Below are 24290 nucleotides of genomic sequence, written 5' to 3'. Positions count from 1 at the left end.
TTGCGGCCAACCTTGTTCACTCCGCGCTCCGCGATGCCCAATTACCAATTGGCGCACAGGAGCGCTTGCTATTACAGGTAAGCCATGACCCCAATCGCGTTGATGGGTGCCCTGGAAATCGGTCTGATCTTTGCGCTGGTGGCGCTGGGCGTGCTGATTTCCTTCCGCACCCTTGATTTCCCCGACCTCACCGCCGACGGCAGCTTCCCGCTGGGCGGCGCCGTCGCCGCCACTCTGATCGCCGGCGGCCACGACCCGTGGCTGGCCTGCGCCTTCGCCGCGTTGGCCGGTGCCGCCTCCGGCCTCGTCACCGCCTGGCTGCACGTGCGCCTCAACATCCTGCAGCTGCTGGCCAGTATCCTGGTGATGATCGCGCTGTACTCGATCAACCTGCGCATCATGGGCGCGCCCAATATGCCGCTGATCGGCTCGCCGACGGTGTTTGCCCCGTTCATCGGCGAGGCGCTGGAAAACAGCTGGCTGGTGCAGCCGGCGGTGCTGGCGGTGATCATCGTCGCCACCAAGATCGGCCTGGACCTGTTCTTTGCCTCGCAGACCGGCCTCGCGATGCGCGCCACCGGCGCCAACCCGCGCATGGCCCGTGCCCAGGGCGTGGCCACCGAGCGCATGGTGCTGTCCGGCATGGCGCTGTCCAATGCGCTGATCGCGCTGGCCGGCGCGCTGTACGTACAGACCCAGGGCGGCGCCGACGTGTCGATGGGCGTGGGCACCATCGTGGTGGGCTTGGCCGCAGTAATCATCGGCGAAACCCTGCTGCCGTCGCGCAAGCTGTGGGTGATCACGCTGGCCACCATCATCGGTGCCCTGCTCTATCGCCTGCTGATCGCGGTGGCACTGAACGCCGACTTCATCGGTTTGCAGGCGCAGGACCTGAACCTGATCACCGCACTGCTGGTGGGCGGCGCGCTGGTACTGCCGCAACTGAAAGCCAAACTGCGCCGCAAAGGAGGTAAAGCATCATGATGCGCGCCGAACAGCTGTTCAAGACCTTCAACCCCGGCACCCCGATCGAGAATCCGGTGCTGCGCGGCCTGTCGCTGACCATCGAATCCGGCCAGTTCGTGACCGTGATCGGCAGTAACGGCGCCGGCAAGTCCACCTTGCTGAATGCGATCTCCGGCGACCTGTTCGTCGACAGCGGCAGCCTGCACATCGACGATCAGGACGTCACCCGCATGCCGGCCTGGCAACGCGCCGGCATGGTGGCGCGCGTGTTCCAGGACCCGATGGCCGGTACCTGCGAAGGCCTCAGCATCGAGGAAAACATGGCGCTGGCGTGGCACCGTGGCCGCAGCCGCGGCTTTGGCCGCGCCATCCGCGCCGAGCAGCGCGAGCTGTTCCGCGACAAGCTGGCGATGCTGAAGCTGGGGCTGGAAAACCGCCTCGCCGACCGCATCGACCTGCTCTCCGGCGGCCAGCGCCAGGCAGTCAGCCTGCTGATGGCCTCGCTGCAGCCGTCGCGCATCCTGCTGCTGGACGAGCACACCGCGGCGCTGGATCCGAAAACCGCCGCCTTCGTGCTGGAGCTGACCGACCGCATCGTGCAGGAAAACAAGCTCACCGCGATGATGGTCACCCACTCCATGCGCCAGGCACTGGATCATGGCCACCGCACCGTGATGCTGCACCAGGGCCGGGTGGTACTGGATGTCAGCGGCGACGAGCGCAAGCAGATGCAGGTCAGCGACCTGTTGGCGATGTTCGAGAAAACACGCGGCGAACAGATCGACGACGACGCGCTGTTGCTGGGCTGAGTCCGCCCCCCCCTGACAGCACGGCCCACGGGCCGTGCTTTTTCATGCCCGTCCCGCTTGCCCGCCACGCGACAACACCGCATTCGACGGCCATAATGAGCCGGTGGCGGCGCAACCATCACGCATTGCCACAGTCACAGCGCTGTTTCCATCGTGAAAGGCTACATCATGTCCCTGCTCCTGCGCTCCCCCCATCCCTGGCTGCTCGGTGCCAGCCTGCTGTTGTGCCAGCTGGCTCCGGCCCAGGCGGCCGAACCCGCCACCATCCTTCATCTCAGTGCCAGCGCCCAGCGCGAGTTGCCCAATGACCAGCTGAACGCGACGCTGTACATCCAGGAGCGGCAACCACAGGCAGCGCAGCTGGCAGACAAGCTGAACCGCGCCCTCAACCGCGCCAAGGCTGATGCCGCCAGCTCACCGAAAGTGACCATCAGCAGCGGCAACTACAACAGCTGGCCCAGCTACGACAAGAACGGCAAGATCAATGGCTGGCAAGGTCGTGCCGACATCCGCCTGCACAGCCGCGATTTTGCCGCCGCCGCCGAGCTGATCGCGCAGCTGCAGAAATACATGCTGCTGGAAGGGGTACAGTTCAGCGTTGCCGACAGCACCCGCAAGGCCACCGAACAGACACTGATTCCGGAAGCGATTGCCCAGCTGCAGCATCAGGCCGCCGCCGCCGGCAAGGCGCTGGGCAAGCAGCAACAGCAGGTGCGTGAGCTGACCATAGGCGAAAGCCAGCCAAGCATGCCGCCGCTGATGATGCGAGCCAAGGCGATGACGGCCGATGCGGTCACCGAGGTCGCCATTCCGGAATGGCAGCCGGGTAAAAGCACCATCCAGCTCAATGTCAGCGGCCGCATCGAGCTGCAATAACGCATCTGCAGCAACGGCGAGATTGACGCTCATCCCGCCGTTGCAGATACTGCGCTTACAATATCGCACTCCCGCGACACAAGCCGCCAAGCACACACACCATCATGAAACTGATTGCCTCACTGACCAGCCCGTTTGCCCGCAAGGTGCGCGTGGTGCTGGCCGAGAAAAAGATCGACTGCCCGCTGGAACTGGACATGCCCTGGGAGGCCGGCAGCCGCGTCGCCGAATTCAACCCGCTGGGCAAGGTGCCGGTCTTGCTGCTGGACGACGGCAGCACGCTGTTTGACTCCCGTGTCATCGTCGAGTACCTGGACAGTATTTCCCCGGTGGCACGGCTGTTCCCGCAGGAACGGCGCCAGCTGATCGAGGCCCGCCGCTGGGAGGCGCTGGCCGACGGCATCTGCGATGCCGCCGCCAATATCGTGATCGAACAGCGCCGCCCGCCGGCGCTGCAAAGCGCCGACTGGATCAATCGCCAGCACGACAAGATCATCCGCGGCCTGTCCGCCCTCGCGCACGACCTCGGCGAGCGCCACTGGTGCTGCGCCGACAGCTACGGCATTGCCGACATCAGCGTCGGTTGCTGCCTCGGCTACCTCGACTTCCGCTTTGCCAATTTCGACTGGCGCACGCTGCATCCCAACCTCGCCAGTCTGGCGCAACGGCTGCAGCAGCGCGCCAGCTTCAGCGACACGCTGCCACCGGCGTAGAGCCTGTTCACGATCTCGCTAGCTAGAGCGAGACAAGGCGAAAACGGCTGAGGAAGCGGAGTTTACAAGTGGTAAATGAGCATTCCGAAGCCGTTTTCAACGCTGTATCGCCGAAGCGCAGCAGATCGTGAATAGGCTCTAAGCGGCTTGTGCCATGCAGCATGGCAATTCGGGCAATACGGTCTAAGCTTATATCAGGCATGCGCTGTCGCCTGTTATCCAGCAAGGAGAATCATCATGCGGTTGGAACAAATGAAACGCATCGCGGACATGATCGGCCTGAAGAAAAAGTCCCGTGAAGCAGTCTGCCTGATGGAGATAGACGGCATGACCGGCTATGCCGCCGCCCGCCAACTCGATATCAGCCTCTCTACCGTTTCACGCGCGCATGCGCGCTTTCGCAGTGCAATGAAGCAGCTATCCAGCTAAAGCCAGTCCATCAAAAGCGGCGGATGCCCGCGCGGCATCCGCCTGCTTTTTAGCCGGCCGGTAATCGCTAACTGGGGCTTGTCGTCCCGTGGCACGAAAAAACTGACAAATCATGGATTTAGCGGTATAGTAGGGCCTGTTTCCGTCTTGCTGGCACTGTTTTCGTACTGCTGCCGTCTGTTTTTGCCTGCCCTGCCCTACCTTGCAGGCGACACTCCCCAACACGGTTTCACATTTCTTTCCCGTTCATGCCGCTTATGAACGGGCCTTGGTGCATGGTCTGATGACCGGGCACGGAACCAGCTACCCGAAAGAATACAATGTCTAAAGAAGATATGATCGAACTGCAAGGTGTCGTTACCGAAATGCTGCCTGAATCGCGCTTTCGTGTACTGCTGGACAACGGCGTGGAAATCCTCGCCTACGGTTCCGGCAAGATGCGCATGCACCGCATCCGCGTGCTGATGGGCGACCGCGTCACCGTAGAAATGTCACCGTATGATTTGAGCAAGGGACGGATCAACTTCCGCCACCCTACAGCGCGTCCGGAAGGTGCCCCGCAGCACTACCGCCGCTGATATTGAGAATTGAACAAGGAATTTAATGAAAATCCAGGAATTGCAACCAGGTGATCGCATCACCGAACAACGTCTTGACCACACTGTTGCCTACGAAGTCATCGCCATCCGCCAGGTTGGCCGCCGCTTCATGGTGACTTTCAACTCGGCACTGGGATTGTCCAGTGCACACTATCAGGGCGATGCCTACATCGCCGCGGCTCGCTAAGCGCGCCGACTGCCACACGCTACCAACGCAGCACCCACTACCGGATAGCCCCCAATAAAAAACCGCCCTGCCACTGGGCAGGACGGTTGCTAAGGGGCAAACCACTGCGGCCAACGTTGGCCGCAATGCACCGGATCAGACCGACAACTCCAGCATCAGCTTGTTGATCCGCTTCACGAAGGTGGCCGGGTCTTCCAGCTTGCCGCCTTCCGCCAGCAATGCCTGATCGTACAGCACGTGCGCGAGGTCTTCGCGGCGGCCGTCGTCGCCTTCCGCGGCCAGACGCTTGACCAGCACGTGCTCCGGATTGATCTCCAGTGTCGGCTTGCTGCCTTCCGGTACCGGCTGGCCGGCGGCCTTCAGCATGCGCTCCAGGTGCGCGCTCATCTCGTGCTCGCCCACCACCAGGCAGGCCGGGCTGTCGGTCAGGCGCGCGGTAGCACGCACGTCCTTCACGCGCTCGCCCAGCGCCTTCTGCACCAGCTCCACCACCGGCTTGGCGGCTTCTTCCACCTGCTTCTGCGCTTCCTTGTCGGCATCGTCTTCCAGCGCGCCCAGATCCAGCGCGCCCTTGGCGACCGACTGCAGCGGCTTGCCATCGAACTCGGTCAGCGAGCCGGTCACCCACTCGTCGACACGGTCGGTGAGCAGCAGCACTTCCACGCCCTTCTTCTTGAACACTTCCAGATGCGGACTGTTGCGCGCGGCGGACAGGGTGTCAGCAGTGATGAAGTAGATCTTGTCCTGACCTTCCTTCATGCGGCCAACGTAGTCGGCCAGCGACACGGTGGGCACATCGCCTTCCGAAGTTGTGGACACGAAGCGCAGCAGCTTGGCGATGCGCTCCTTGTTGGCAAAGTCCTCGCCCACCCCCTCTTTCAGCACCTGGCCGAATTCCTTCCAGAACGCGGCGTACTTGTCCTGATCGTTGGCAGCGAGATCATCCAGCAGGCCCAGCACCTTCTTCACGCAACCGGCGCGGATGGCGTCGATGTCCTTGGATTCCTGCAGGATCTCGCGCGATACGTTCAGTGGCAGGTCGTTGCTGTCGATCACGCCGCGCACGAAGCGCAGGTACTGCGGCATCAGCTTGTTGCTGTCTTCCATGATGAACACGCGACGCACGTACAGTTTCACGCCCTGCTTGCGGTCGCGGTCCCACATGTCGAACGGCGCGCGCGACGGGATGTACAGCAGCTCGGTGTACTCCTGGCGGCCTTCGACGCGGGCGTGGCTCCAGGCCAGCGGCTCGGTGAAATCGTGCGCCACGTGCTTGTAGAATTCCTGGTACTGCTCTTCGGTAATGTCGTTCTTGCTGCGGGTCCACAGCGCGGACGCTTCGTTGACGGTCTCGAACTCGTCGCTGACGATCACTTCGCCGTTCTCGCCGTAGCTGTTGCCCTTCTTCATCTCGATCGGGATGGAGATGTGGTCGGAGTAGGTGCGCACGATACGCTTCAGCGACCAGTCGTTGAGGAAGTCCTCGTTACCGTCCTTCAGGTGCAGCACGATCTCTGTGCCGCGGCCAGCTTTCTCCACCGGCTCCAGCGTGAAGTCGCCCTCGCCGGCCGACTCCCAGCGCACGCCTTCGCTGGCCGGGCTGCCGGCGCGACGGGTGGTCAGCGTTACCTTGTCGGCGACGATGAAGGCGGAGTAGAAGCCGACGCCGAACTGGCCGATCAGGTTGGCGTCCTTCTTGGCGTCGCCGGACAGCTGCTCGAAGAAGGCCTTGGTGCCGGACTTGGCGATGGTACCGATGTTGGCAATCACCTCGTCGCGGCTCATGCCGATGCCGTTGTCGGCGATGGTGATGGTCTTCGCGTCCTTGTCGACGCTGATACGGATTTTCAGCTCGGGATCATTCTCGAACAGGGCGGCGTTGTTCAGCCCCTCGAAACGCAGCTTGTCGGCCGCATCGCTGGCGTTGGACACCAGCTCACGCAGGAAGATTTCCTTGTTGGAGTACAAGGAATGGATCATCAGTTTCAGCAGCTGCTTGACTTCGGTCTGAAAACCCAGGGTTTCTTTCTGTGCGCTCATGGCTATGTCTGAATGAAGAGTTGATAACAGAAGACAAGATGGCGACGGGCGCCCATTCTTCAAGAGCCGGCGCGCGCGACCGGCCGCAGCCATGAAAAAACCCGGCACCTGCCGGTAGCCGGGTTGTGGGCGGATACGCGCGTCAGGCGCTGGCGCCGTCCTTCTTCTCGCGCAGGCCGGGTGGCAGTGCGAACACGATGCTCTCCTCCACCCCGTTCAGCTCGCTGACGCTGGTGGCGCCAAACTCGCGGATCCGCGCGATCACCGCCTGCACCAGCACCTCCGGCGCGCTGGCACCGGCGGTAACGCCGACGCGCTGCTTGCCGTCGAACCACTCCTGCTGCAGCAGGGTGGCGTTGTCGACCATGTAGGCGGTCACGCCGCGCAGTGCCGCCACTTCGCGCAGGCGGTTGGAGTTGGAGCTGTTCGGCGAGCCGACCACGATCACGATGTCGCACTCGTCGGACAGCACCTTCACCGCGTCCTGGCGGTTCTGCGTGGCGTAGCAGATGTCGTCCTTCTTCGGGCTGGTGATCTGCGGGAAGCGGGCCTTCAGCGCGGCGATGATGTCGCGGGTCTCGTCCACCGACAGCGTGGTCTGGCTGACGTAGGACAGCCGCGACTCGTCCGGCAGCTGCAGCGTGGCGACATCGTCGACCGTTTCCACCAGGTACATGCCGTGCTCGACCTGGCCCATGGTGCCCTCCACCTCGGGGTGGCCCTTGTGGCCGATCATGATGATGCTCATGCCGGCCTGGTGCATGCGCTTGACCTCGACGTGCACCTTGGTCACCAGCGGACAGGTGGCGTCGTACACCGTCAGGCCGCGGGCTTCCGCTTCCTGGCGCACCGATTGCGGCACGCCGTGCGCCGAGTAGATCAGGGTGGCGCCGGGCGGCACGTCCTGCAGCTCCTCGATGAAGATGGCGCCCTTGTCGCGCAGGTTGTCGACCACGAAGCGGTTGTGCACTACCTCGTGGCGCACATAGATCGGGGCGCCGTAGATTTCCAGCGCGCGCTCGACGATGGCGATGGCACGGTCGACGCCGGCGCAGAAACCGCGCGGGTTGGCCAGCATGATGGTCTTCGTCATCGGGGTATCCTTCAGTAGCTAAAAGGTTGGCCGCAAGGCTGCGGCCAACGTTGTCGTCATGGTTGCGGGTGGCGGAAGCTGTCGATCACCATCAGCACGGCACCGACGCAGATGAAGCTGTCGGCCAGGTTGAAGGCCGGGTAGTACCAGCTGTCGTAGTAGTGCACCTGGATGAAATCGATGACGTGGCCGTGCAGCAGGCGGTCGATCACATTGCCCAGCGCACCGCCGATGATGAACGAGGCCGCCAGGCTCATCACCGTGCTGAAGCGCCCTTTCACCATCTGCCAGCCCAGCCAGCCGGAGACGGCGAAGGCCAGCGCGGTGAAGAAGAACCTCTGCCAGCCGCCGGCATCGGCGAGAAAGCTGAACGCCGCGCCCGGGTTGTACAGCAGGGTGAAGCCGAAATAACCCGGGATCACCGCGCGGTACTCGCCGAACTGGTAGGTGGAGTTGAAGTGGATCTTGCTGAGCTGGTCGATCACGATGATCAGCAGCGCCAGCACGAACCACTTCAGGCTGTCACGCAGCGCCGTCGCCGGCGCGGTTGCTTGCAGTTCGACCTCAGGCGTGGACACGGGCCTCACCTTTACCATCGATGTTGTCGACGCAGCGGCCGCAGACATTGCCGTGGCCGGCATGGCTGCCGACATCGCTGCGGTAGTGCCAGCAACGGTCGCACTTGGCGTGCGCCGACGGCGTGACGGTGATGCTCAGCGCGGTGCCTTCGCTAACGCTGACACGCGACACCATCAGCACGAACTTGAGGTCGTCGCCGAGGCTGGCCAGCAGCGGGAACAGCACTTCGTCGGCCACGACATCGACCTCGGCCTGCAGCGCGGAGCCGAGCTGCTCGGCACTGCGCAGCGCCTCGATATCCTTGTTCAGCTGTGCGCGGAAGGCGCGGATGGCCTGCCACTTGCCGACCAAGTCCGCTTCCTGCTGTTCGCCGGTGAGCGGGAACTCGTGCCACACGTGGAACAGCGGCGACTCCTCGTCGCTGCCGACCAGCACTTCCCACGCCTCGTCAGCGGTGAAGCACAGAATCGGCGACACCAGCAGCAGCAGGCTGCGAGTGATGTGGTACAGCGCGGTCTGCGCGCTGCGGCGTGCTTGGCTGCCCGCCTTGGTGGTGTACAGGCGGTCCTTCAGGATGTCGAGGTAGAAGGCGCCCAGATCCTCGGAGCAGTAGTTGACGATTTCCTGCACCGCGTGGTGGAAGGCGTAGCGCGGATACAGCTCGCCGGTCACCTTCTCCTGCATTTCCTTGGCCATCAGCAACGCGTAGCGGTCGATCTCCAGCATGTTGCCGAACGGTACCGCGTGCTCCATCGGATCGAAGTCCGACAGGTTGGCCAGCAGGAAGCGGAAGGTGTTGCGCAGGCGGCGGTAGCTCTCGGTGACGCGCTTGAGGATCTCGTCGGAGATCGCCAGTTCGCCGGAGTAGTCGGTGGAGGCCACCCACAGGCGCAGGATGTCGGCACCCAGGCTGTCGTTGACCTTCTGCGGCGCCACCACGTTGCCCTTGGACTTGGACATCTTCAGGCCCTTGCCGTCGACCACGAAGCCGTGGGTCAGCAGCTGCTGGTACGGTGCGCGGCCGATGGTGGCGCAACCGGTCAGCAGGGACGACTGGAACCAGCCGCGGTGCTGGTCGGAGCCTTCCAGGTACAGGTCGGCCGGCCACGCCAGTTCCGGACGCTGTTTCAGCACCGCGAAGTGGGTGGAGCCGGAGTCGAACCACACGTCCAGGGTGTCGCTCAGCTTGCGGTAGTTGGCCGCATCGTCGCCCAGCAGTTCGGCGGCGTCCAGGCTGAACCAAGCCTCGATGCCCTGCTGCTCGATGCGCTTCGCCACCTGCTCCAGCAGTGCAGCGGAATCCGGATGCAGCTCGCCGCTTTCCTTGTGCACGAAGAAGGTCATCGGCACGCCCCAGTTACGCTGGCGCGACACGCACCAGTCCGGACGGTTGCCGATCATCGCTTCCAGGCGGGCACGGCCCCAGGCCGGGAAGAACTCGGTACTGTCCACCGCGTGCTTGGCGCGCTCGCGCAGCACCTCGCTGTCCTTGCCGGACTTGTCCATGCCGATGAACCACTGCGCGGTGGCGCGGAAGATGATCGGGGTCTTGTGGCGCCAGCAGTGCGGGTAGCTGTGCAGCAGCTTTTCCTGGTGGATCAGCGCGCCCTGCTCGACCAGCGTCTCGATCACTTTCGGATTGGCTTCCCACACCGACAGACCGGCGTACAGCGCGGTGGTGGACTTGTAGCGGCCGTTGTCGGCCACCGGGTTATCTACCGGGATGCCGTACTGCTGGCCGACCTGGAAGTCCTCCAGACCGTGCGCCGGCGCGGTGTGCACCAAGCCGGTACCGGCGTCGGTGGTCACGTGCTCGCCGCAGATGATCGGCACCTGGCGGTCGTAGAACGGGTGCTGCAGGCGGATCAGTTCCAGCTTGTCACCGGTGGTTTCGCCCAGTACCTCGCCCTCGACGCCATAGCGTTTGAGCGTGGCTTCAGCCAGGTCTTTCGCCAGCAGCAGCGTGCCCTTGGCGGTGGCGATCAGCTGGTACACCAGCTTGGCATTGACCGATACCGCCTGGTTGGCCGGCAGCGTCCACGGCGTGGTGGTCCAGATCACGGCACGGGCATCGTCAACGTTGGCCGCAAGCCCAAACGCTGCGGCCAGCTTGTCGCCTTCCAGCACCTTGAAGCCGACATCGATCGCCGGCGAAGTCTTGTCTTCGTATTCGACTTCCGCCTCGGCCAGCGCCGAGCCGCACTCGATGCACCAGTGCACCGGCTTCTCGCCCTTGAACAGGTAGCCGTTCTCGTAGATCTTGCCGAGGGTGCGCACGATGTCGGCCTCGGTCTTGAAGTCCATGGTCAGGTAGGGGTTGTCCCAGTCGCCCAGCACGCCCAGACGGATGAAGTCCTTCTTCTGGCGCGCGATCTGCTCGTGCGCATATTCGCGGCACAGCTCGCGGAACTTGGCGGCCGGGATGTCCTTGCCGTGCAGTTTTTCCACCATCAGCTCGATCGGCAGGCCGTGACAATCCCAGCCCGGCACGTAAGGCGCGTCGAAGCCGGACAAGGTCTTGGAGCGGACGATGATGTCCTTCAGCACCTTGTTGACGGCGTGACCGATGTGGATGTCGCCGTTGGCGTACGGCGGGCCGTCGTGCAGGATGAACTTGGGACGGCCGGCAGCGACCTTGCGCAGTTTCTGGTAACGCTGCTGTTCGGTCCAGCGCTTGAGCCAAGCGGGTTCACGTTTGGCCAGATCACCCCGCATCGGGAACGGGGTATCCAGCAGGTTTACGGTCTTGCGATAGTCGATGCTCATGCCTGGTCTCGTTGCAAACTGGTCAAATAGGTCTTGGCGCTGGCGGCGTCGCGTTCAATCTGCGCCACCAGCTCGTTCAAATCATCATAACGCGCTTCATCGCGCAATTTTTTCAGGAAGTGCACCGAAACACGCTGACCGTACAGGTCACCGTGAAAATCGAACAAATGCACTTCCAGCTTGTAGTGCTGGCTGTCGGTGACCGTCGGGTTCTTGCCGAGGCTGGCCACGCCGCCGAGACGCCCCTGCGGCGTATCGACCTCCACCACGAACACCCCCTGCAGCGCCGGGCGCAGATGCGGCAGGTGCACGTTGGCGGTCGGGAAACCGATGGTGCGTCCCAGTTTCTGGCCGTGCATCACCTTGCCACTGATCTGGTACGGTCGCCCCAGCAAGGCGGCCGCGCGTTGCAGGTCGCCGGCGGCCAGGGTATCGCGCACCAGGGTGCTGGAGGCACGCTCGCCAGCCACCAGCACCGACGGCATCGCTTCGGTGACGAAATCGGGACAGGCGCTCAGCAGCTCGAAATTGCCCTTGCGGTCGGCGCCGAACTGGAAATCATCGCCGATCAGCAGGTAACGGGTCTGCAATTGCTGCAGCAACACCTCGCGCACGAACAGCTCGGCCGGCATGCGTGAAAAGGCGTGGTTGAAACGGTAGACAAACACGTAGTCGACCCGTTCTTCTTCCGCCAGGAATTGCAGCTTGTCGCGCAGCACCGACAGCCGTGCCGGCGGCTGGCTGCGGGCAAAGAATTCGCGCGGATGCGGCTCGAACGTCAGCAGCGCGGTGGGCAGGCCACGGGCGACGGCCTCGTGCCGCAAGCGGGCCAGCATCTTCTGATGGCCGAGGTGGACACCGTCGAAATTACCGATGGTCAGCGCACAGGGCAACAAGTCATGGCGACGCGGGTCGCCCAGAAACGCTCGCATGGACAGTCGTGCTCGAAAAGAAACAAACGGTGATTTTAACCAGCCACCCTGAGCCGCGCCAGCCCAAAGCCAAAAAACAAAAGCCCCGGCAAGAGCCGGGGCTTTCTGGGAAGAAACGAGACTTACATCTTCACTTCTTTGGCGGTTTCTACAGTCACTTCGAAGCGACGATCCGGCTCCATGCAGGCGATGCGCTGGTTGCGAGCCTTGATCTTCGAGCACTGCTCGGTCATCTTGGCTTGCGATTCGCCAGCGCCGGAAGCGGTGATCTTCTCGGCAGGGATGCCGCCGGCAACCAGGTAGTCCTTCACGGCGTTGGCACGACGCTCGGACAGCTTCTGGTTGTAGGCTTCGGCGCCCATGGAGTCAGTGTGGCCAACGATGGCAACCGACTTCAGGTACTTGTCGCCCTTCAGTTCTGCAACCACGCCGTCCAGCGCTGCATTGCCGGAAGTGATCACGGTCTTGTCGAAGGCGAACAGGCCGGCAGCCGACAGGGTGAAGGACTTGATCTGGGAAACGACTGGAGCCGGAGCCGGAGCGGCAGGCGCTACAGCAACTGGCTTAGGAGCTTCCTTGTCGCCGCACTCAACCAGACCGTTGGCTTCCTTGTTGAAGTAGCCATCTTTCCAGCATTCGCCGTAGGCGTTGCGAGCCACGTTATCCAGAACGCCGTCAGTCGCGTAGCCGGACTTGGCAGCGAATGCACCGCTGGACAGCATCATGGCAACAACCAGAGCGCTCAGTTTGATCGATTTTTTCATAGCATTTCCTCTTTGTTGGATAAGTCTACCAGCTTCGCAAAACTGCTTATGACAAGCACAGCACGTCAAGCTTTAAGACAAACGCGAAATTCATCCGTTGCCAGATAGTTGGGGTGACTATAGGTAGTCGGTCACCCCGATGTCAACTTCAGCTCAATGGAATGCGACAAAAAAAGCAACACTAACGCAGCGTTTCAATCGAAACGCCACAGCTTCAGTTGCTAACAAGCAACAATTTAGCGCTGAGTGCGTCTTTTAAACAACGGTTCCGGCTGCAGCACCGTGGCCTGGTACTGGTCGCTGAAATCGCGCAGGCCATCCAGCGCTGCCTCGGCCGGGCGGTCGTCGCGAATCGCGAATGCAGTAAAACCGACCTGTGCCATATAAGCAAGCTGATCACGCTGCACGTCGCCAATGGCACGCAGCTCTCCCTGATAACCGTAGCGCTCGCGCAGCAATCGGGCAAGGCTATAGCCGCGACCATCGGTAAAGGCCGGGAAGTCGATGGCGATCAGCGGCAGCTGCGCCAGAACCGGCAGCAGCAGGCCCAGGTCGGCATCCGGCGCCAGCCATGGTGCAGCCTGCCCGCTGCGGGCGGCAGGATCAAGCGCCAGCCAGGCGGCCAGCGGCAGGATGACATCCTCCGCCGCGCCAAAGCTTTCCTCGTCGCTGCGGATCAGGCGCCAGGCATCTTCTGTGACCGCGTCGTTCTTAATGAGATTTTGCATAAACGCGCTCCTTGAATGGCTCCAGCCCGATACGGCGTACGGTCTCGATAAAGCGTTCGCCAGCCAGGCGCTGCTCGACGTACAGGTTCATGATCTTCTCGAATGCCAGCGGCACGTCGGCCTGGGCAAACGACGGCCCGATCACCTTGCCGATGGCGGTCTGATTACCCTGGCTGCCGCCGAGGGTGATCTGGTACCACTCTTCGCCGTTCTTGTCGACGCCAAGAATACCGATGTTGCCGATGTGATGATGGCCACAGGCGTTCATGCAGCCGGAGAAGTTGCAGTCGATATCGCCGAGGTCGAACAGGTAGTCCAAGCTGTCGAACTTCTGCTGGATCGCTTCCGCCACCGGAATGGAGCGGGCGTTGGCCAGCGAACAGAAGTCGCCGCCCGGGCAGCAGATGATGTCGGTGAGCAGGCCGACGTTCGGGGTGGCGAAGCCGTGCTGGCGTGCCAGCTGCCACACCTCGTACAGGTCGCTTTCCTTTACGTCCGGCAGGATCAGGTTCTGTTCGTGTGCCACGCGCAGCTCGCCGAAGCCGAAACGGTCGGCCCAGTCGGCGGCGGCGTCCATCTGCTCGGCCGTGATGTCGCCCGGCGGCACGCCGGTTTTCTTCAGCGACAGCACCACCGAACGGTAACCGCCCTGCTTGTGGCTGCGGGTATTGCGCGCCACCCACTTGGCGAATGCCGCATCGCTGGCCAGCGGACCGGTGAAGCTATCAGGGTTGGCCGCCAGCGGCTCGTAGGCCGGGTCGGTAAAGAAGCTGGCGTAGTGCGCCACGTCCTCGTCGCGCAGCGTCGCCGGGCCGTCCTTCAGGTGCGCCCACTCGTCTTCCACCTTGGCGGCGAAGGCTTCCGGCGTCAGCGCCTGCACCAGGATCTTGATGCGCGCCTTGTACTTGTTGTCACGACGACCGAAGCGGTTGTACACGCGCAGTACGGCGTCGAGGTAGGTCAACAGGTGGCGCGTCGGCAGGAACTCGCGGATGGTCTTGCCCACCAGCGGAGTGCGGCCGAGGCCGCCACCGACGATGACCTTGAAGCCGACTTCACCCGCGTCGTTCTTCACCACGTGCAGGCCGATGTCGTGCACCTGGGTGGCGGCACGGTCGTCGGCGCTGCCGGAAACGGCGATCTTGAACTTGCGCGGCAGGTAGGCGAACTCCGGGTGCAGTGTGCTCCACTGGCGGATGATCTCGCAGTAGGCGCGGCCGTCGATCAGCTCGTCGGCGGCGACACCGGCAAACGCGTCGGTGGTGGTGTTGCGCACACAGTTGCCGGAAGTCTGGATCGCGTGCATCTCGACCTCGGCCAGCTCGGCGAGGATGTCGGGCACCCGCTCCAGTGCCGGCCAGTTGAACTGGATGTTCTGGCGCGTGGTCAGGTGGGCGTAGCCGCGATCATAGGTACGGGCGATGTGGGACAGCTTGCGCAGCTGGGTGCTGGACAGGTGGCCATAGGGAATGGCAACGCGCAGCATCGGCGCGTGGCGTTGCACATAGAGGCCATTCATCAGCCGCAGCGGGCGGAATTCGTCTTCCGACAGCTCGCCGGCCAAGTAGCGGCGGGTCTGGTCGCGGAACTGCTCGACGCGCTCGCGCACCAGGCGGTGATCCACTTCATCGTACTTGTACATGCTTCTGTTTCCTCAAACGGTATGGGCCGCAGTGCTTGCGGCCAACCTTGTCAGGCATTCGGGCGTTTCAGCGGACTGGCCTTCACGTGCAGGCCACATTCCTTGGATTCCGGGTTTTCCCACCACCAGCGACCGGCACGGACGTCCTCGCCGACGGAAATCGGCCGGGTACAGGGCGCACAGCCGATGGACGGCACATGCTTGTCGTGCAGGCTGTTGTAGGGCACGTCGTTGGCGCGGATGTATTCCCACACCTCTTTTTCGGTCCACTCGATTAGCGGGTTGAACTTCATCAGGCCGTTGTCGGCGTCGAACTCGCGATCGGTAAGATCCTGCCGCGTTGGCGACTGCTCGCGGCGCAGGCCGGTGATCCACGCCGACAGGCCGTTCAGCGCGCGCTTCAGCGGCTCGATCTTGCGGATATGGCAACAGGACTTGCGCAGCTCGACACTGTTATAAAAAGCGTTGATGCCGTTCTGGTTGACGTAGGCTTCCAGCGCCGTCGCATCCGGATAGTAAACACGGATCGGGTGGCTGGGGTAGCGCTCGCCGACCTGCTGCATCAGGGTGTAGGTTTCCACCGGCAGGCGCCCGGTATCGAGGCTGAAAATGCCGATCGGCAGGTTACGGCTGGCGATCAGGTGCATCAGCACCATGTCTTCGGCGCCAAAGCTGTTGGCCAGCGCAACGGGCGCGTGGTCGCGGGCGATGGTATCGAGCAGGGCTTCGGTATGCGCTAGCTTGTCGGCAAGGCTCATCGTGGGGCCTCCAGTGGGCGTTCGGTGTGAAGTCTGCCATGGTAGCGAAAGCCTTTAAAGCCGAAAAGAATATTGTGTTAGTATTTAATTACTTTAGGTTTTAAGGAGCGCACGATGAAACTCCAGCAGTTACGCTACCTGGTCGAAGTGGCCAAGCAGGGCCTGAACGTGTCCGAAGCGGCGGAAAAGCTGCACACCTCGCAGCCTGGCATCTCCAAACAGATCCGCCTGCTGGAGGACGAACTCGGCATCCAGGTGTTCATCCGCAACGGCAAGCGCGTGGTCGCGGTGTCGGAGCCGGGCAAGGAAGTGCTGCGCATCTCGGAGCGCATCTTGCGCGAGGCACAGAACCTCAAGCGTGTCGGCGACGAGTTCTCCAAGGAGGCCGAAGGCGCACTCACCATCGCCACCACCCACACCCAGGCCCGCTACGCGCTGCCCAAGGTGATCGCCGAATTCGTGCAGCGTTACCCCAAGGTGCGGCTGTCGATCAAGCAAGGCAGCCCGACGCAGATCTGCGACATGGTGGTGTCCGGCGAGGCCGACCTCGCCATCGCCACCGAGGGCATCTCGCTGTACAAGGAACTGGCGATGCTGCCCTGCTACGAGTGGAACCGCAGCATCGTGGCGCCGGACGGCCACCCGCTGCTGGCACTGCAGCGACCGCTGACGCTGGACGACATCGTCGCCCACCCGATCATCACCTACGACTTCGCTTTTGCCGGCCGCTCCAAGATCAACCAGGCCTTCACCAGCATCGGCAAGACGCCGAACGTGGTGCTGACCGCGATCGACACCGACGTGATCAAGACCTACGTCAAGCTCGGCCTCGGCATCGGCATCATCGCCAGCATGGCTTTCGAGGCGGAACGCGACATCGGGCTGCAGGCGCGCGACGCCGGCCACCTGTTCGACGCCTCGGTGACCAAGATCGGCATCCGCAAGGACGCCTACCTGCGCGGCTACGCCTACACCTTCATCGAGCTGTTCGCGCCGCACCTGCACCGCAAGGAAGTGGACGCCGCGCTGCACCACGGCGACGACGAGGAATAAGCCGCCCCCTCCAAAGGTTGGCCGCAAAGAAAAAGGCACCCGGACGGGTGCCTTTTTTGCTGGCCGCCGTGGCGGCGAGGCTGGCGCTTACTGCGTGTCGCGGATCAGCTTGGCGAGGCGGGCGACGCCTTCCTCGATGCGATCCGGCGTGGCGTGGCTGAAGTTCAGGCGCAGGCGGCCGATGCCGTCGGCCTGGTTGGCGTAGAACGGCTCGCCGGGCATGAACGCCACGTTGTGCTCGCCCAGCGCCACCTTCAGCAGCTCGCGGGTGTCGCGCGTGGTTTTCAGCTTCAGCCAGAAGAACAGGCCACCCTGCGGCACCTGCCAGTCGGCCAGATCGGCAAAGTGCTTTTCCAGCGCGGTCTGCATTGCGTCGCGGCCAACCTTGTACTTGGCCTGCAAGCCGGCCAGGTGTGCCGGATAGTTGCCGCTCTTCAGCCATTCGCTGATGAACCACTGGCCCAGACGGTTGGAGTGCAGGTCCACCGCCTGCTTCAGCTTCAGCAGGTAGGGCATCAGGTCCGGCGAGGCGATCAGGTAGCCGATGCGCAGGCCCGGTGCCAGCGTCTTGGAGAAGGAGCCGCAGTAGATCCACGACGCCGACTTCAGGTGGGTAACCAGCGGGGCCGGCGCGTCGCCGTCGTAGGACAGCGCGCGGTACGGGTCGTCCTCGATCAGCACGGTGCCGGCGGCATCGATGACCTCGGCCAGCGCCTTGCGCGTGTCCGGGGTGTAACAGGCGCCGGACGGGTTCTGGAAGGTCGGGATCAGGTAGGCAAGGCGCGCCTTGCTGCTGTCCAGCGCCGCGGCCAGCGTGGCCGCCGGCAGCTGGCCGTCCACCTGCTGCACGGTGGTGATGTCGGCACCGAACAGCTTGAATACCTGCAGCGCCGCGAGATAGGTCGGGCCTTCGGTGATGACCGGTGTACCCGGATCGATGAACAGCTTGGCGGCGAGGTCCAGCGCCTGCTGCGAGCCGGACAGCACCAGCACCTGCGACGGGTCGCACGGCAGGCCGATACGGGCCGCTTCACGGGCGATCTGCTCGCGCAGTTCCGGTTCGCCTTCGCTGGTGCCGTACTGCGCCAGTGCTGGCGGTACGCCCTTGAAATCCAGTGCCGGCAGGCAATCGGCGGCCGGCAGGCCACCGGCAAACGAGATCACTTCCGGACGTTGTGCCGCAGCCAGGATCTCGCGGATCAGGGAACCGGACAGGCGTTCGACGCGCTCTGAAAACATGGTACTCTCCTCTGGAAGACAGGTTTTTATTAGTCAAATTGTTTGACCAACTTAACGCTTAATGACCTTTACGTCAACCATGATTTCCTTGCCAGATTCCTTTGTTTTGCGCGACGCCATGAAGGCGTTTTTTCATGCCTACCAGGCCTTTACCGACAAGCCGGATGAAATGCTGGCGCGGCGCGGCCTGGCGCGGGTGCACCACCGCATCCTGTTCTTCGTGGCACTGTATCCCGCGCTGTCGATCAAGGATCTGCTGGCCTGTCTCGACGTCACCAAGCAGGCGATCAACATCCCGCTGCGGCAGCTGATCGAGATGGGGCTGATCGCCACCGACACCGCCAGCCACGACAAACGGGTGAAGGAGCTGCGCCTGACCGAGGAAGGCCGCAAGCTGGAAGAGGCGCTGCACCGCGAACAGGCGCGCCTGCTGATGCAGGCATTCGCCGAGGCCGGCCAGGACGCCACCGAAGGCTGGCTCAAGGTCAACCAGGCGATGAGCCTGCTCAGCAAGTCCGATATCCCGCGCATCTGACACACGCTGCGGCCAACCTTGGCCGCAACGCTCCCCTCCCCGACGCTCAGGCTATGCGCTCGTAGCGCACCTCCAGAATCTCGATCTCCTCCTCGCCGTCCGGCCCGCGGAAGAACACCGTGTCGCCCTCGCGCGCCTTGATCAGCGTGCGCGCGATCGGCGAGATCCAGCTGATGTGGCCGCGTGCGAGGTCGATCTCGTCGACGCCGACGATGCGCAGCAGCTGCTCCTTGCCGTCACCGCGCTGGATCAGCACCGTGGCCGAGAAGAATACCTGGTCGGTGGCCTCGCGCAGCTCCGGATCGACCACCTCGGCGATCTCCAGCCGCTTGGTGAGGAAGCGGATGCGGCGGTCGATCTCGCGCAGGCGGCGTTTGCCGTACAGGTAGTCGCCGTTTTCCGAGCGGTCGCCGTTGCTGGCCGCCCAGTTCACCACCTGCGTCATGTGCGGGCGCTCGTGCTTCACCAACTGGTTCAGCTCCTCGCGCAGGCGGTGCCAGCCCGCCGGCGTGATGTAGTTCTTGCTCGCGGCCGGCAGCCGCTGTTCCGCCGGCAGCTCGTCGTCGTGCTCGTCGTCCTGCTCGCGGGTAAAGGCTTTGCTCATAGATGGACATCCCGGAATGAAAAAACGCCCCCGGCCGGAGCGGGAGGCGTTGATGGTCGGCAACGGGTTTAGCGTGCGTCGCCGCCGCGTACCTTGATCTGGCCGGTGGAGGTCAGCCCGGCCCACTTCATCACCGCGGCCACTTCGGCCTCGTTCAGCTCGTAATACTGACCGCGCTTGAGGCGCGGAGGCAAGCCGATATTGCCGAAACGGACGCGGATCAGGCGGCTGACGGTAATGCCGAAGTGCTCGAACATGCGGCGCACTTCGCGGTTGCGGCCTTCGCGGATCACCACCTTGTACCAGCGGTTGGCGCCCTCGTCGGCGCCGCCCTGCTCGCTGATGCGCTGGAAGTGGGCGGTGCCGTCTTCCAGTTCGATGCCGGCGGTCATTTCCTTCATCTGCTCGCGGGTCAGCTCGCCCAGCACGCGCACCGCGTACTCGCGGTCGAACTCGAAGCTCGGGTGCATCATGCGGTTGGCCAGCTCGCCGCTGGTGGTCACCAGCAACAGGCCGGAGGTGTTGACGTCGAGACGGCCGATCGCCACCCAGCGGCTGGACTTGGCCTGCGGCAGGCGGTCAAACACGGTGATGCGGCCACCCGGGTCGTCACGCGACACGATCTCGCCTTCCTGCTTGTGGTACATGATCACGCGCGGCAGGCGGTCGGCCCACTTCAGCTTGATCGGGTTGCCCTTGGCGGTCACGCGGTCCTGCGGGCCGACCTTGTCGCCCAGCTCCGCCTTCTTGCCGTTGACGGTGATGAAACCGGCCTCGATCCACTCTTCCATCTCGCGACGCGAGCCGACGCCGGAGGCGGCCAGCGCCTTCTGTAGACGTACCGGTTCGATATTGCTGTAGTCGACGCGGGTTTCGCGCAGGCGGGCGGAGCGCTCGGCGATTTCCTGCTTCGGCGCGCGCAGCGCCAGTTTCTTGGCGCGCGGTACCTTTACCGCCGGCGCCTCGCGGCGCGCCTTGCCGAACTCGTTGCTGCCGCGGCCGTCCGGCGACGGTGCGCCGCCCGGAACCGCGAAATTCTTGTTGCCGAACTGACGCTCGTGCTTGAACGCGGCTTCGCCACGGCCGGCATTGCGGCGGTCGTCCTGGTGGAAAGCCTGGCCATCGCGGCGGGTGGCCGGACGGGTATCCGGATCCAGCGGCTTGCCGTCACGGCGGCTGGTAGCGGGAGCGTCGCGGCGGCTCTGCGCGGCCGGGGCCACGGTGCGGGCATCGGCAGGATAGGTGCTGCCGTCGCGGCGGGTTTTCATCACGGTTTTCGGCAGCGGCTTGCCGCTTGGTGCCGTAGCAGGCGTGCTGCGCGGGTTGAAGCTGGCCGGGGCCTTGGGCTGCAGCGGTTTGCCGCCGAAAGCCGGGCGATCGCTGGACGGGTTGCGGGATTGGCCGGATTCCTGGCCACGGACGCGGGCGACGGGTTGGCGCGCGTGATTGCGTTGTCCTTTAGACATCATGATTCCTGTTCAGTATTTTGGGGCGCCTCATCAGCGAGGGGCACTTCACCGTCCTCGTCCACGTTGGCCGCAAGCTGTTCCGGCAACACCAGCGTGCCCAGCTCCGCCAGCGGCGGCAGGTCACGCAGGGTGTTGAAACCCAGATCATCGAGAAACTTGTGGGTGCTGGCATACAAGCCAGGACGGCCGGGCACGTCTTTATGCCCGATCACTTCGATCCAGCCCCGCTCCAGCAGGGTCTGCATCACACTGGTCGACACCGATACGCCGCGGATGGATTCGATATCCCCGCGGGTAACCGGCTGTTTATAGGCAATGATGGCCAGTGTTTCCATCACGGCACGCGAATAACGCGGCGGTTTTTCCGGCGTCAGTCGCGCAAGGTAGGGGGTGAACTCGGCGCGCGCCCGAAAGCGCCAGCCGGAGGCGAGCTTGACCAGCTCCACGCCCCTGCCCTTCCAGTTCTGCCGGATCTCGTCGAGGATGTCATTGATCAGCGCCGCCTTCACGTCTTCGGTGAACAGCTTTTTCAGCTGGCCGACGGTAAGTGGCTCCTGCGCCGTCAACAGCGCGGTTTCCAGCACGATCTTGAGGTAATTAAGGTCGGTAATGGTCGACATGACAGCCCCGGAACAACGGGCACATACAGAACGGAAGGTGCGGATTTTACACGATTTTTTGCCCGCGAGCGGAATAAATCATGAGCGCGGCGCCAGCATGATCACCGCCATGCCGGCCAGGCACAGCCCGACCCCGGCCACATCCCACAAGCTTGGCCGCACGCCATCCACCATCCACAACCACACCAGCGCCACGCTGACATACACCCCGCCATAGGCGGCGTAGATCCGCCCCGACGCATCCGGATGCAGGGTCAGCAGCCAGGCGAACAGCGCGAGACTGGCCGCCGCCGGCAGCAGCAGCCACGGCGAGCCATTCTTTTTCAGCCACAGCCACGGCAGATAACAGCCGACGATCTCTGATACCGCAGTGACGACAAACAATAAAAAAGTATTGACCATATTAGATTAATGACATAAAAATAACAAAATCATAGGCAAATAGAGAACATCCATGAGCAAACCCAAAATTGGAGCTAGACAATTCGCACAACTATCCATGCTCACAGGCCAACAGAAGGCTCAGAAAGCAGTGGACCTATTAAATATGGCCGAATATAGCCCTGCGAAGGATCATTATAAAAAAGCGCGAGAAGCCATTAAAGAAATTCACAAAAATTCTTTTGCCTCTAACCTTCCACTAGAAAATGCAGCGAAGTCTGTTCATCCCAAAAAAATTAACACACATGTCGCTGTGCTCGGGGGATGGAACAAGTGGATTAAGAAACAAAAAGACATCAAAAGCGCACCAACAATCAGTGACACATTACCACTTGAAACTTTTGATCTACACGCGAACCCAGAGATTGCCATCACTGATGGCGAAGGAAAAACCAGACAGATCAAGCTTTATTTACAACAAGCTCAGCTAAAAAAAGAAACAGCCAGCATGTGCATACACTTAATGAAGAAAATTCTAGGAGAAGAAAAAGAAATCACTGTTCTTGACGTCATGCGCGGCAAGGAATTTTTCTTCACAGGAAACAAAAGATTTTACGAAATTGCACTAAATGCTGAGATAAGATACTTGGAATCTATCAGCAAAGCCTAAAAGTCACACCACCGCCAACCGCACATAGATAGGCTGGTACGGCTCGTCCTGACTGACCCGGACCATGCCCTCTTTCACCAGCTCCAGCACGGCGATGAAGTTGACCACCAGGTGGGCGACGCCCTTGCCGATGTCGAACAGCTCCTCGAAGGCGACGTAATCGCGGCCGTCAAGGTAGCGCACGATCCAGCTCATCTGCTCGCGTACCGACAGCTCGTCCTGTTTCACCTTGTGGTGGCGGTTATGCTTGGCACGCGACAGGATGGACAGCCACGCCTGGCGCAGGTCCAGCGCGCTGACGTCCGGCAGCCGCTGTTCCGCCGACTGCTCCACCAGCACCGCCAGCCAGGCGAAGTCGCGGTCGGCTTGCGGCAGCTTGTCCAGCGCCAGCGCCGCCAGTTTCATCTGCTCGTACTCCAGCAGCCGGCGCACCAGCTCGGCACGCGGGTCGTCCGGGTCGTCCTCGCCTTCCACCGGCGGGCGCGGCAGCAGCAGGCGCGACTTGATCTCGATCAGCAGCGCCGCCATCAGCAAGTATTCCGCCGCCAGCTCGAACTGGCCGGCCTTCATCACCTCGACGTAGCTCATGTACTGCGCGGTGACCTCGGCCAGCGGGATGTTGAGCACGTCGAGGTTCTGCTTGCGGATCAGGTACAGCAGCAGGTCGAGCGGGCCTTCGAAGCTGTCCAGGATCACCTGCAGTGCGTCGGGCGGGATGAACAGGTCCTGCGGGATTTCCAGTACCGGCTGGCCGAACACGTGCGCGATCGGCAGCGCCGGCGGCAGTTCGGGCGCGGAAAGCTGGAAGTCGGCAAGCGGTTCGGTCATGGTCGGGGGAAACGGGTGGGCGGCAAGGGGGGCATTGTACGGCCAGCGGTGCGCGAGCGGAACAAGGTTGGCCGCAGGGTTCAGGCCGGCGCCTGCCACAGCAGTTCGAGGAAATCGGTGCCGGCGTGACCGACGCGGTAGCCGAGGGCGGCATAGAACGCGCGCACGCGACGGTCGTGGCGCAGGCAGCTCAGCCGTACCTGCTCGCCGGGTCGGCACAGCGCCTGCACCAGCCTCATCGCGCGGCGGCCGCTGCCGCTGCGCTGCTGTGCCGGCGGCACCACCAGCAGATCGACGATCAGGCCGGCATCGTCGCGGCGCAGGCTGAGCAGCGCGCGCCTGGCGCCGCCCTCCTCAAACCAGAACAGCGACGCCGCCTGCTGGCTGGCGGCGAAGCGCTGCCGTTGCAGCGCCTCGTCCCAGTGCGCGATGCGGCTGAGGCCGGCCATCATCGCGTCGCGGTACAGAGCGTAGGCGGCCTGCTGCTCGCTAGCCAGCAGCGGCTGCAGCGCGCCGCCGTGAGTCACTGCGCGGCGGCCTGCATGTGCTGTTCCGCTTCCATGCGCATCTTCTTGCGGATTTCCGCCTCGCGGAAACGCTTCTTGTGGGTATCGCTGTCCAGCGACAGCGCCGGCACCGGCATCGCCTTGCCGTTGTCGAACGCCACCATGGTGAAGTAGCAGCTGTTGGTGTGGCGCACGCTGCGCTTCTGGATGTCTTCGGCGATCACCTTGATGCCGACCTCCATCGAGGTGCGGCCAACGTGGTTGACGCTGGCGAGGAAGGTCACCATCTCGCCGACGTGGATAGGCTGCTTGAACAGCACCTGGTCCACCGACAGCGTGACCACGTAGCAGCCGGCGTAGCGGCTGGCGCAGGCGTAGGCGACCTGGTCCAGCAGTTTCAGCAGCACGCCGCCGTGCACGTTGCCGGAAAAATTGGCCATGTCCGGCGTCATCAGCACCGACATGGTGAGTTCGCGCTGGTTTACAGTGTGTTCTAGCATTGCT

The 24290-nt window shown here is 63.0% G+C and carries 27 protein-coding genes; 10 read left to right on the top strand and 17 right to left on the bottom strand.

Annotation, left to right across the window (positions count from 1 at the left end; all coding sequences use genetic code 11):
* Positions 1 to 84 precede the first annotated feature (84 nt).
* The 7 genes from PQU96_RS02185 to PQU96_RS02155 all read left to right on the top strand — a co-directional run bounded on the left by PQU96_RS02185 (position 85) and on the right by PQU96_RS02155 (position 4579).
* Positions 85 to 984 (top strand): ABC transporter permease, encoded by a 900-nt coding sequence (locus PQU96_RS02185; RefSeq protein ID WP_272770622.1) that lies wholly within the window; start codon positions 85 to 87, stop codon positions 982 to 984.
* Positions 981 to 1775: an ABC transporter ATP-binding protein gene (locus tag PQU96_RS02180; protein WP_272770621.1), complete on the top strand. Its 795-nt coding sequence runs from the start codon at positions 981 to 983 to the stop codon at positions 1773 to 1775. Before PQU96_RS02185 ends, PQU96_RS02180 begins: the two co-directional genes overlap by 4 nt.
* Positions 1776 to 1943: 168 nt before the next feature.
* The gene (locus tag PQU96_RS02175; RefSeq protein WP_272770620.1) at positions 1944 to 2651 is read left to right on the top strand and encodes an SIMPL domain-containing protein; all 708 of its coding nucleotides are present in this window, start codon (positions 1944 to 1946) and stop codon (positions 2649 to 2651) included.
* A 104-nt stretch (positions 2652 to 2755) separates the two neighbouring features.
* Positions 2756 to 3364 (top strand): glutathione S-transferase, encoded by a 609-nt coding sequence (locus PQU96_RS02170; RefSeq protein WP_272770619.1) that lies wholly within the window; start codon positions 2756 to 2758, stop codon positions 3362 to 3364.
* A 237-nt stretch (positions 3365 to 3601) separates the two neighbouring features.
* Positions 3602 to 3793, top strand: a complete 192-nt coding sequence (locus PQU96_RS02165; protein WP_189352924.1) for a helix-turn-helix domain-containing protein — start codon at positions 3602 to 3604, stop codon at positions 3791 to 3793.
* A gap of 320 nt (positions 3794 to 4113) precedes the next feature.
* Entirely contained in the window at positions 4114 to 4371 is a 258-nt protein-coding gene (gene infA, locus PQU96_RS02160; RefSeq protein WP_047967331.1) for a translation initiation factor IF-1, read from the top strand.
* A 25-nt stretch (positions 4372 to 4396) separates the two neighbouring features.
* Positions 4397 to 4579, top strand: coding sequence for a hypothetical protein (locus PQU96_RS02155; RefSeq protein ID WP_047967330.1), 183 nt, complete (start codon positions 4397 to 4399; stop codon positions 4577 to 4579).
* Positions 4580 to 4714: 135 nt separating this feature from the next.
* Here the strand turns inward: PQU96_RS02155 and htpG are convergent, their stop codons facing one another.
* The 9 genes from htpG to PQU96_RS02110 form a co-directional block, all read right to left on the bottom strand.
* The gene (htpG, locus tag PQU96_RS02150) at positions 4715 to 6619 is read right to left on the bottom strand and encodes a molecular chaperone HtpG (RefSeq protein WP_272770618.1); all 1905 of its coding nucleotides are present in this window, start codon (positions 6617 to 6619) and stop codon (positions 4715 to 4717) included.
* A 142-nt stretch (positions 6620 to 6761) separates the two neighbouring features.
* Entirely contained in the window at positions 6762 to 7712 is a 951-nt protein-coding gene (gene ispH / locus PQU96_RS02145) for a 4-hydroxy-3-methylbut-2-enyl diphosphate reductase (protein WP_272770617.1), read from the bottom strand.
* A gap of 56 nt (positions 7713 to 7768) precedes the next feature.
* On the bottom strand, positions 7769 to 8308 hold the full coding sequence (gene lspA / locus PQU96_RS02140) for a signal peptidase II (RefSeq protein ID WP_373316256.1): 540 nt from the start codon (positions 8306 to 8308) through the stop codon (positions 7769 to 7771).
* Positions 8277 to 11057: an isoleucine--tRNA ligase gene (gene ileS, locus PQU96_RS02135; protein WP_272770615.1), complete on the bottom strand. Its 2781-nt coding sequence runs from the start codon at positions 11055 to 11057 to the stop codon at positions 8277 to 8279. The genes lspA and ileS overlap by 32 nt, the downstream gene beginning before the upstream one ends.
* The gene (locus PQU96_RS02130; protein ID WP_272770614.1) at positions 11054 to 11989 is read right to left on the bottom strand and encodes a bifunctional riboflavin kinase/FAD synthetase; all 936 of its coding nucleotides are present in this window, start codon (positions 11987 to 11989) and stop codon (positions 11054 to 11056) included. Before PQU96_RS02130 ends, ileS begins: the two co-directional genes overlap by 4 nt.
* Before the next feature lie 122 nt (positions 11990 to 12111).
* Positions 12112 to 12753 carry an OmpA family protein gene (locus PQU96_RS02125; RefSeq protein WP_272770613.1) on the bottom strand — a complete coding sequence of 214 codons (642 nt, stop codon included), beginning with the start codon at positions 12751 to 12753 and terminating at the stop codon, positions 12112 to 12114.
* Between the two features lie 236 nt (positions 12754 to 12989).
* The gene (locus PQU96_RS02120; protein ID WP_272770612.1) at positions 12990 to 13481 is read right to left on the bottom strand and encodes a DUF934 domain-containing protein; all 492 of its coding nucleotides are present in this window, start codon (positions 13479 to 13481) and stop codon (positions 12990 to 12992) included.
* Positions 13465 to 15123 (bottom strand): nitrite/sulfite reductase, encoded by a 1659-nt coding sequence (locus PQU96_RS02115; RefSeq protein ID WP_272770611.1) that lies wholly within the window; start codon positions 15121 to 15123, stop codon positions 13465 to 13467. The genes PQU96_RS02120 and PQU96_RS02115 overlap by 17 nt, the downstream gene beginning before the upstream one ends.
* 50 nt (positions 15124 to 15173) lie before the next feature.
* The gene (locus PQU96_RS02110; protein ID WP_272770610.1) at positions 15174 to 15881 is read right to left on the bottom strand and encodes a phosphoadenylyl-sulfate reductase; all 708 of its coding nucleotides are present in this window, start codon (positions 15879 to 15881) and stop codon (positions 15174 to 15176) included.
* Between the two features lie 114 nt (positions 15882 to 15995).
* Here PQU96_RS02110 and cysB point away from each other — a divergent pair, with 114 nt between their 5' ends.
* Complete coding sequence (gene cysB, locus PQU96_RS02105) at positions 15996 to 16934, top strand: HTH-type transcriptional regulator CysB (protein WP_272770609.1); 939 nt, start codon at positions 15996 to 15998, stop codon at positions 16932 to 16934.
* 87 nt (positions 16935 to 17021) lie between these two features.
* Here the strand turns inward: cysB and PQU96_RS02100 are convergent, their stop codons facing one another.
* Positions 17022 to 18173 (bottom strand): aminotransferase-like domain-containing protein, encoded by a 1152-nt coding sequence (locus tag PQU96_RS02100; protein ID WP_272770608.1) that lies wholly within the window; start codon positions 18171 to 18173, stop codon positions 17022 to 17024.
* Between the two features lie 118 nt (positions 18174 to 18291).
* Between PQU96_RS02100 and PQU96_RS02095 the strand changes: the two genes are divergently transcribed.
* The gene (locus PQU96_RS02095; RefSeq protein ID WP_272770607.1) at positions 18292 to 18708 is read left to right on the top strand and encodes a MarR family winged helix-turn-helix transcriptional regulator; all 417 of its coding nucleotides are present in this window, start codon (positions 18292 to 18294) and stop codon (positions 18706 to 18708) included.
* Between the two features lie 46 nt (positions 18709 to 18754).
* Here the strand turns inward: PQU96_RS02095 and greB are convergent, their stop codons facing one another.
* From greB to PQU96_RS02075, 4 genes are all read right to left on the bottom strand, one after another.
* Positions 18755 to 19312: a transcription elongation factor GreB gene (gene greB / locus PQU96_RS02090; protein ID WP_255907858.1), complete on the bottom strand. Its 558-nt coding sequence runs from the start codon at positions 19310 to 19312 to the stop codon at positions 18755 to 18757.
* A 68-nt stretch (positions 19313 to 19380) separates the two neighbouring features.
* The gene (locus PQU96_RS02085; protein ID WP_444546102.1) at positions 19381 to 20664 is read right to left on the bottom strand and encodes a pseudouridine synthase; all 1284 of its coding nucleotides are present in this window, start codon (positions 20662 to 20664) and stop codon (positions 19381 to 19383) included.
* Between the two features lie 113 nt (positions 20665 to 20777).
* Positions 20778 to 21401: an SMC-Scp complex subunit ScpB gene (gene scpB / locus PQU96_RS02080; RefSeq protein WP_120810590.1), complete on the bottom strand. Its 624-nt coding sequence runs from the start codon at positions 21399 to 21401 to the stop codon at positions 20778 to 20780.
* 78 nt (positions 21402 to 21479) lie between these two features.
* Complete coding sequence (locus PQU96_RS02075; protein ID WP_272770606.1) at positions 21480 to 21803, bottom strand: YnfA family protein; 324 nt, start codon at positions 21801 to 21803, stop codon at positions 21480 to 21482.
* A 52-nt stretch (positions 21804 to 21855) separates the two neighbouring features.
* Between PQU96_RS02075 and PQU96_RS02070 the strand changes: the two genes are divergently transcribed.
* Entirely contained in the window at positions 21856 to 22452 is a 597-nt protein-coding gene (locus tag PQU96_RS02070; RefSeq protein WP_272770605.1) for a hypothetical protein, read from the top strand.
* 3 nt (positions 22453 to 22455) lie between these two features.
* Here the strand turns inward: PQU96_RS02070 and PQU96_RS02065 are convergent, their stop codons facing one another.
* The 3 genes from PQU96_RS02065 to PQU96_RS02055 form a co-directional block, all read right to left on the bottom strand.
* Positions 22456 to 23280 carry a segregation and condensation protein A gene (locus PQU96_RS02065; protein ID WP_272770604.1) on the bottom strand — a complete coding sequence of 275 codons (825 nt, stop codon included), beginning with the start codon at positions 23278 to 23280 and terminating at the stop codon, positions 22456 to 22458.
* An 80-nt stretch (positions 23281 to 23360) separates the two neighbouring features.
* A complete protein-coding gene (locus tag PQU96_RS02060) occupies positions 23361 to 23807 on the bottom strand; it encodes a GNAT family N-acetyltransferase (RefSeq protein WP_272770603.1) in 447 nt (148 codons plus the stop codon).
* Positions 23804 to 24286, bottom strand: a complete 483-nt coding sequence (locus PQU96_RS02055) for an acyl-CoA thioesterase (RefSeq protein ID WP_047967315.1) — start codon at positions 24284 to 24286, stop codon at positions 23804 to 23806. Before PQU96_RS02055 ends, PQU96_RS02060 begins: the two co-directional genes overlap by 4 nt.
* Positions 24287 to 24290: the final 4 nt, after the last annotated feature.

The organism is Vogesella margarita (assembly GCF_028548475.1).
In the GTDB taxonomy this organism is placed as follows: domain Bacteria; phylum Pseudomonadota; class Gammaproteobacteria; order Burkholderiales; family Chromobacteriaceae; genus Vogesella; species Vogesella margarita.
Note: the sequence above shows the minus strand (reverse complement) of the source record. Positions and strands in the feature narration are given on the sequence as shown.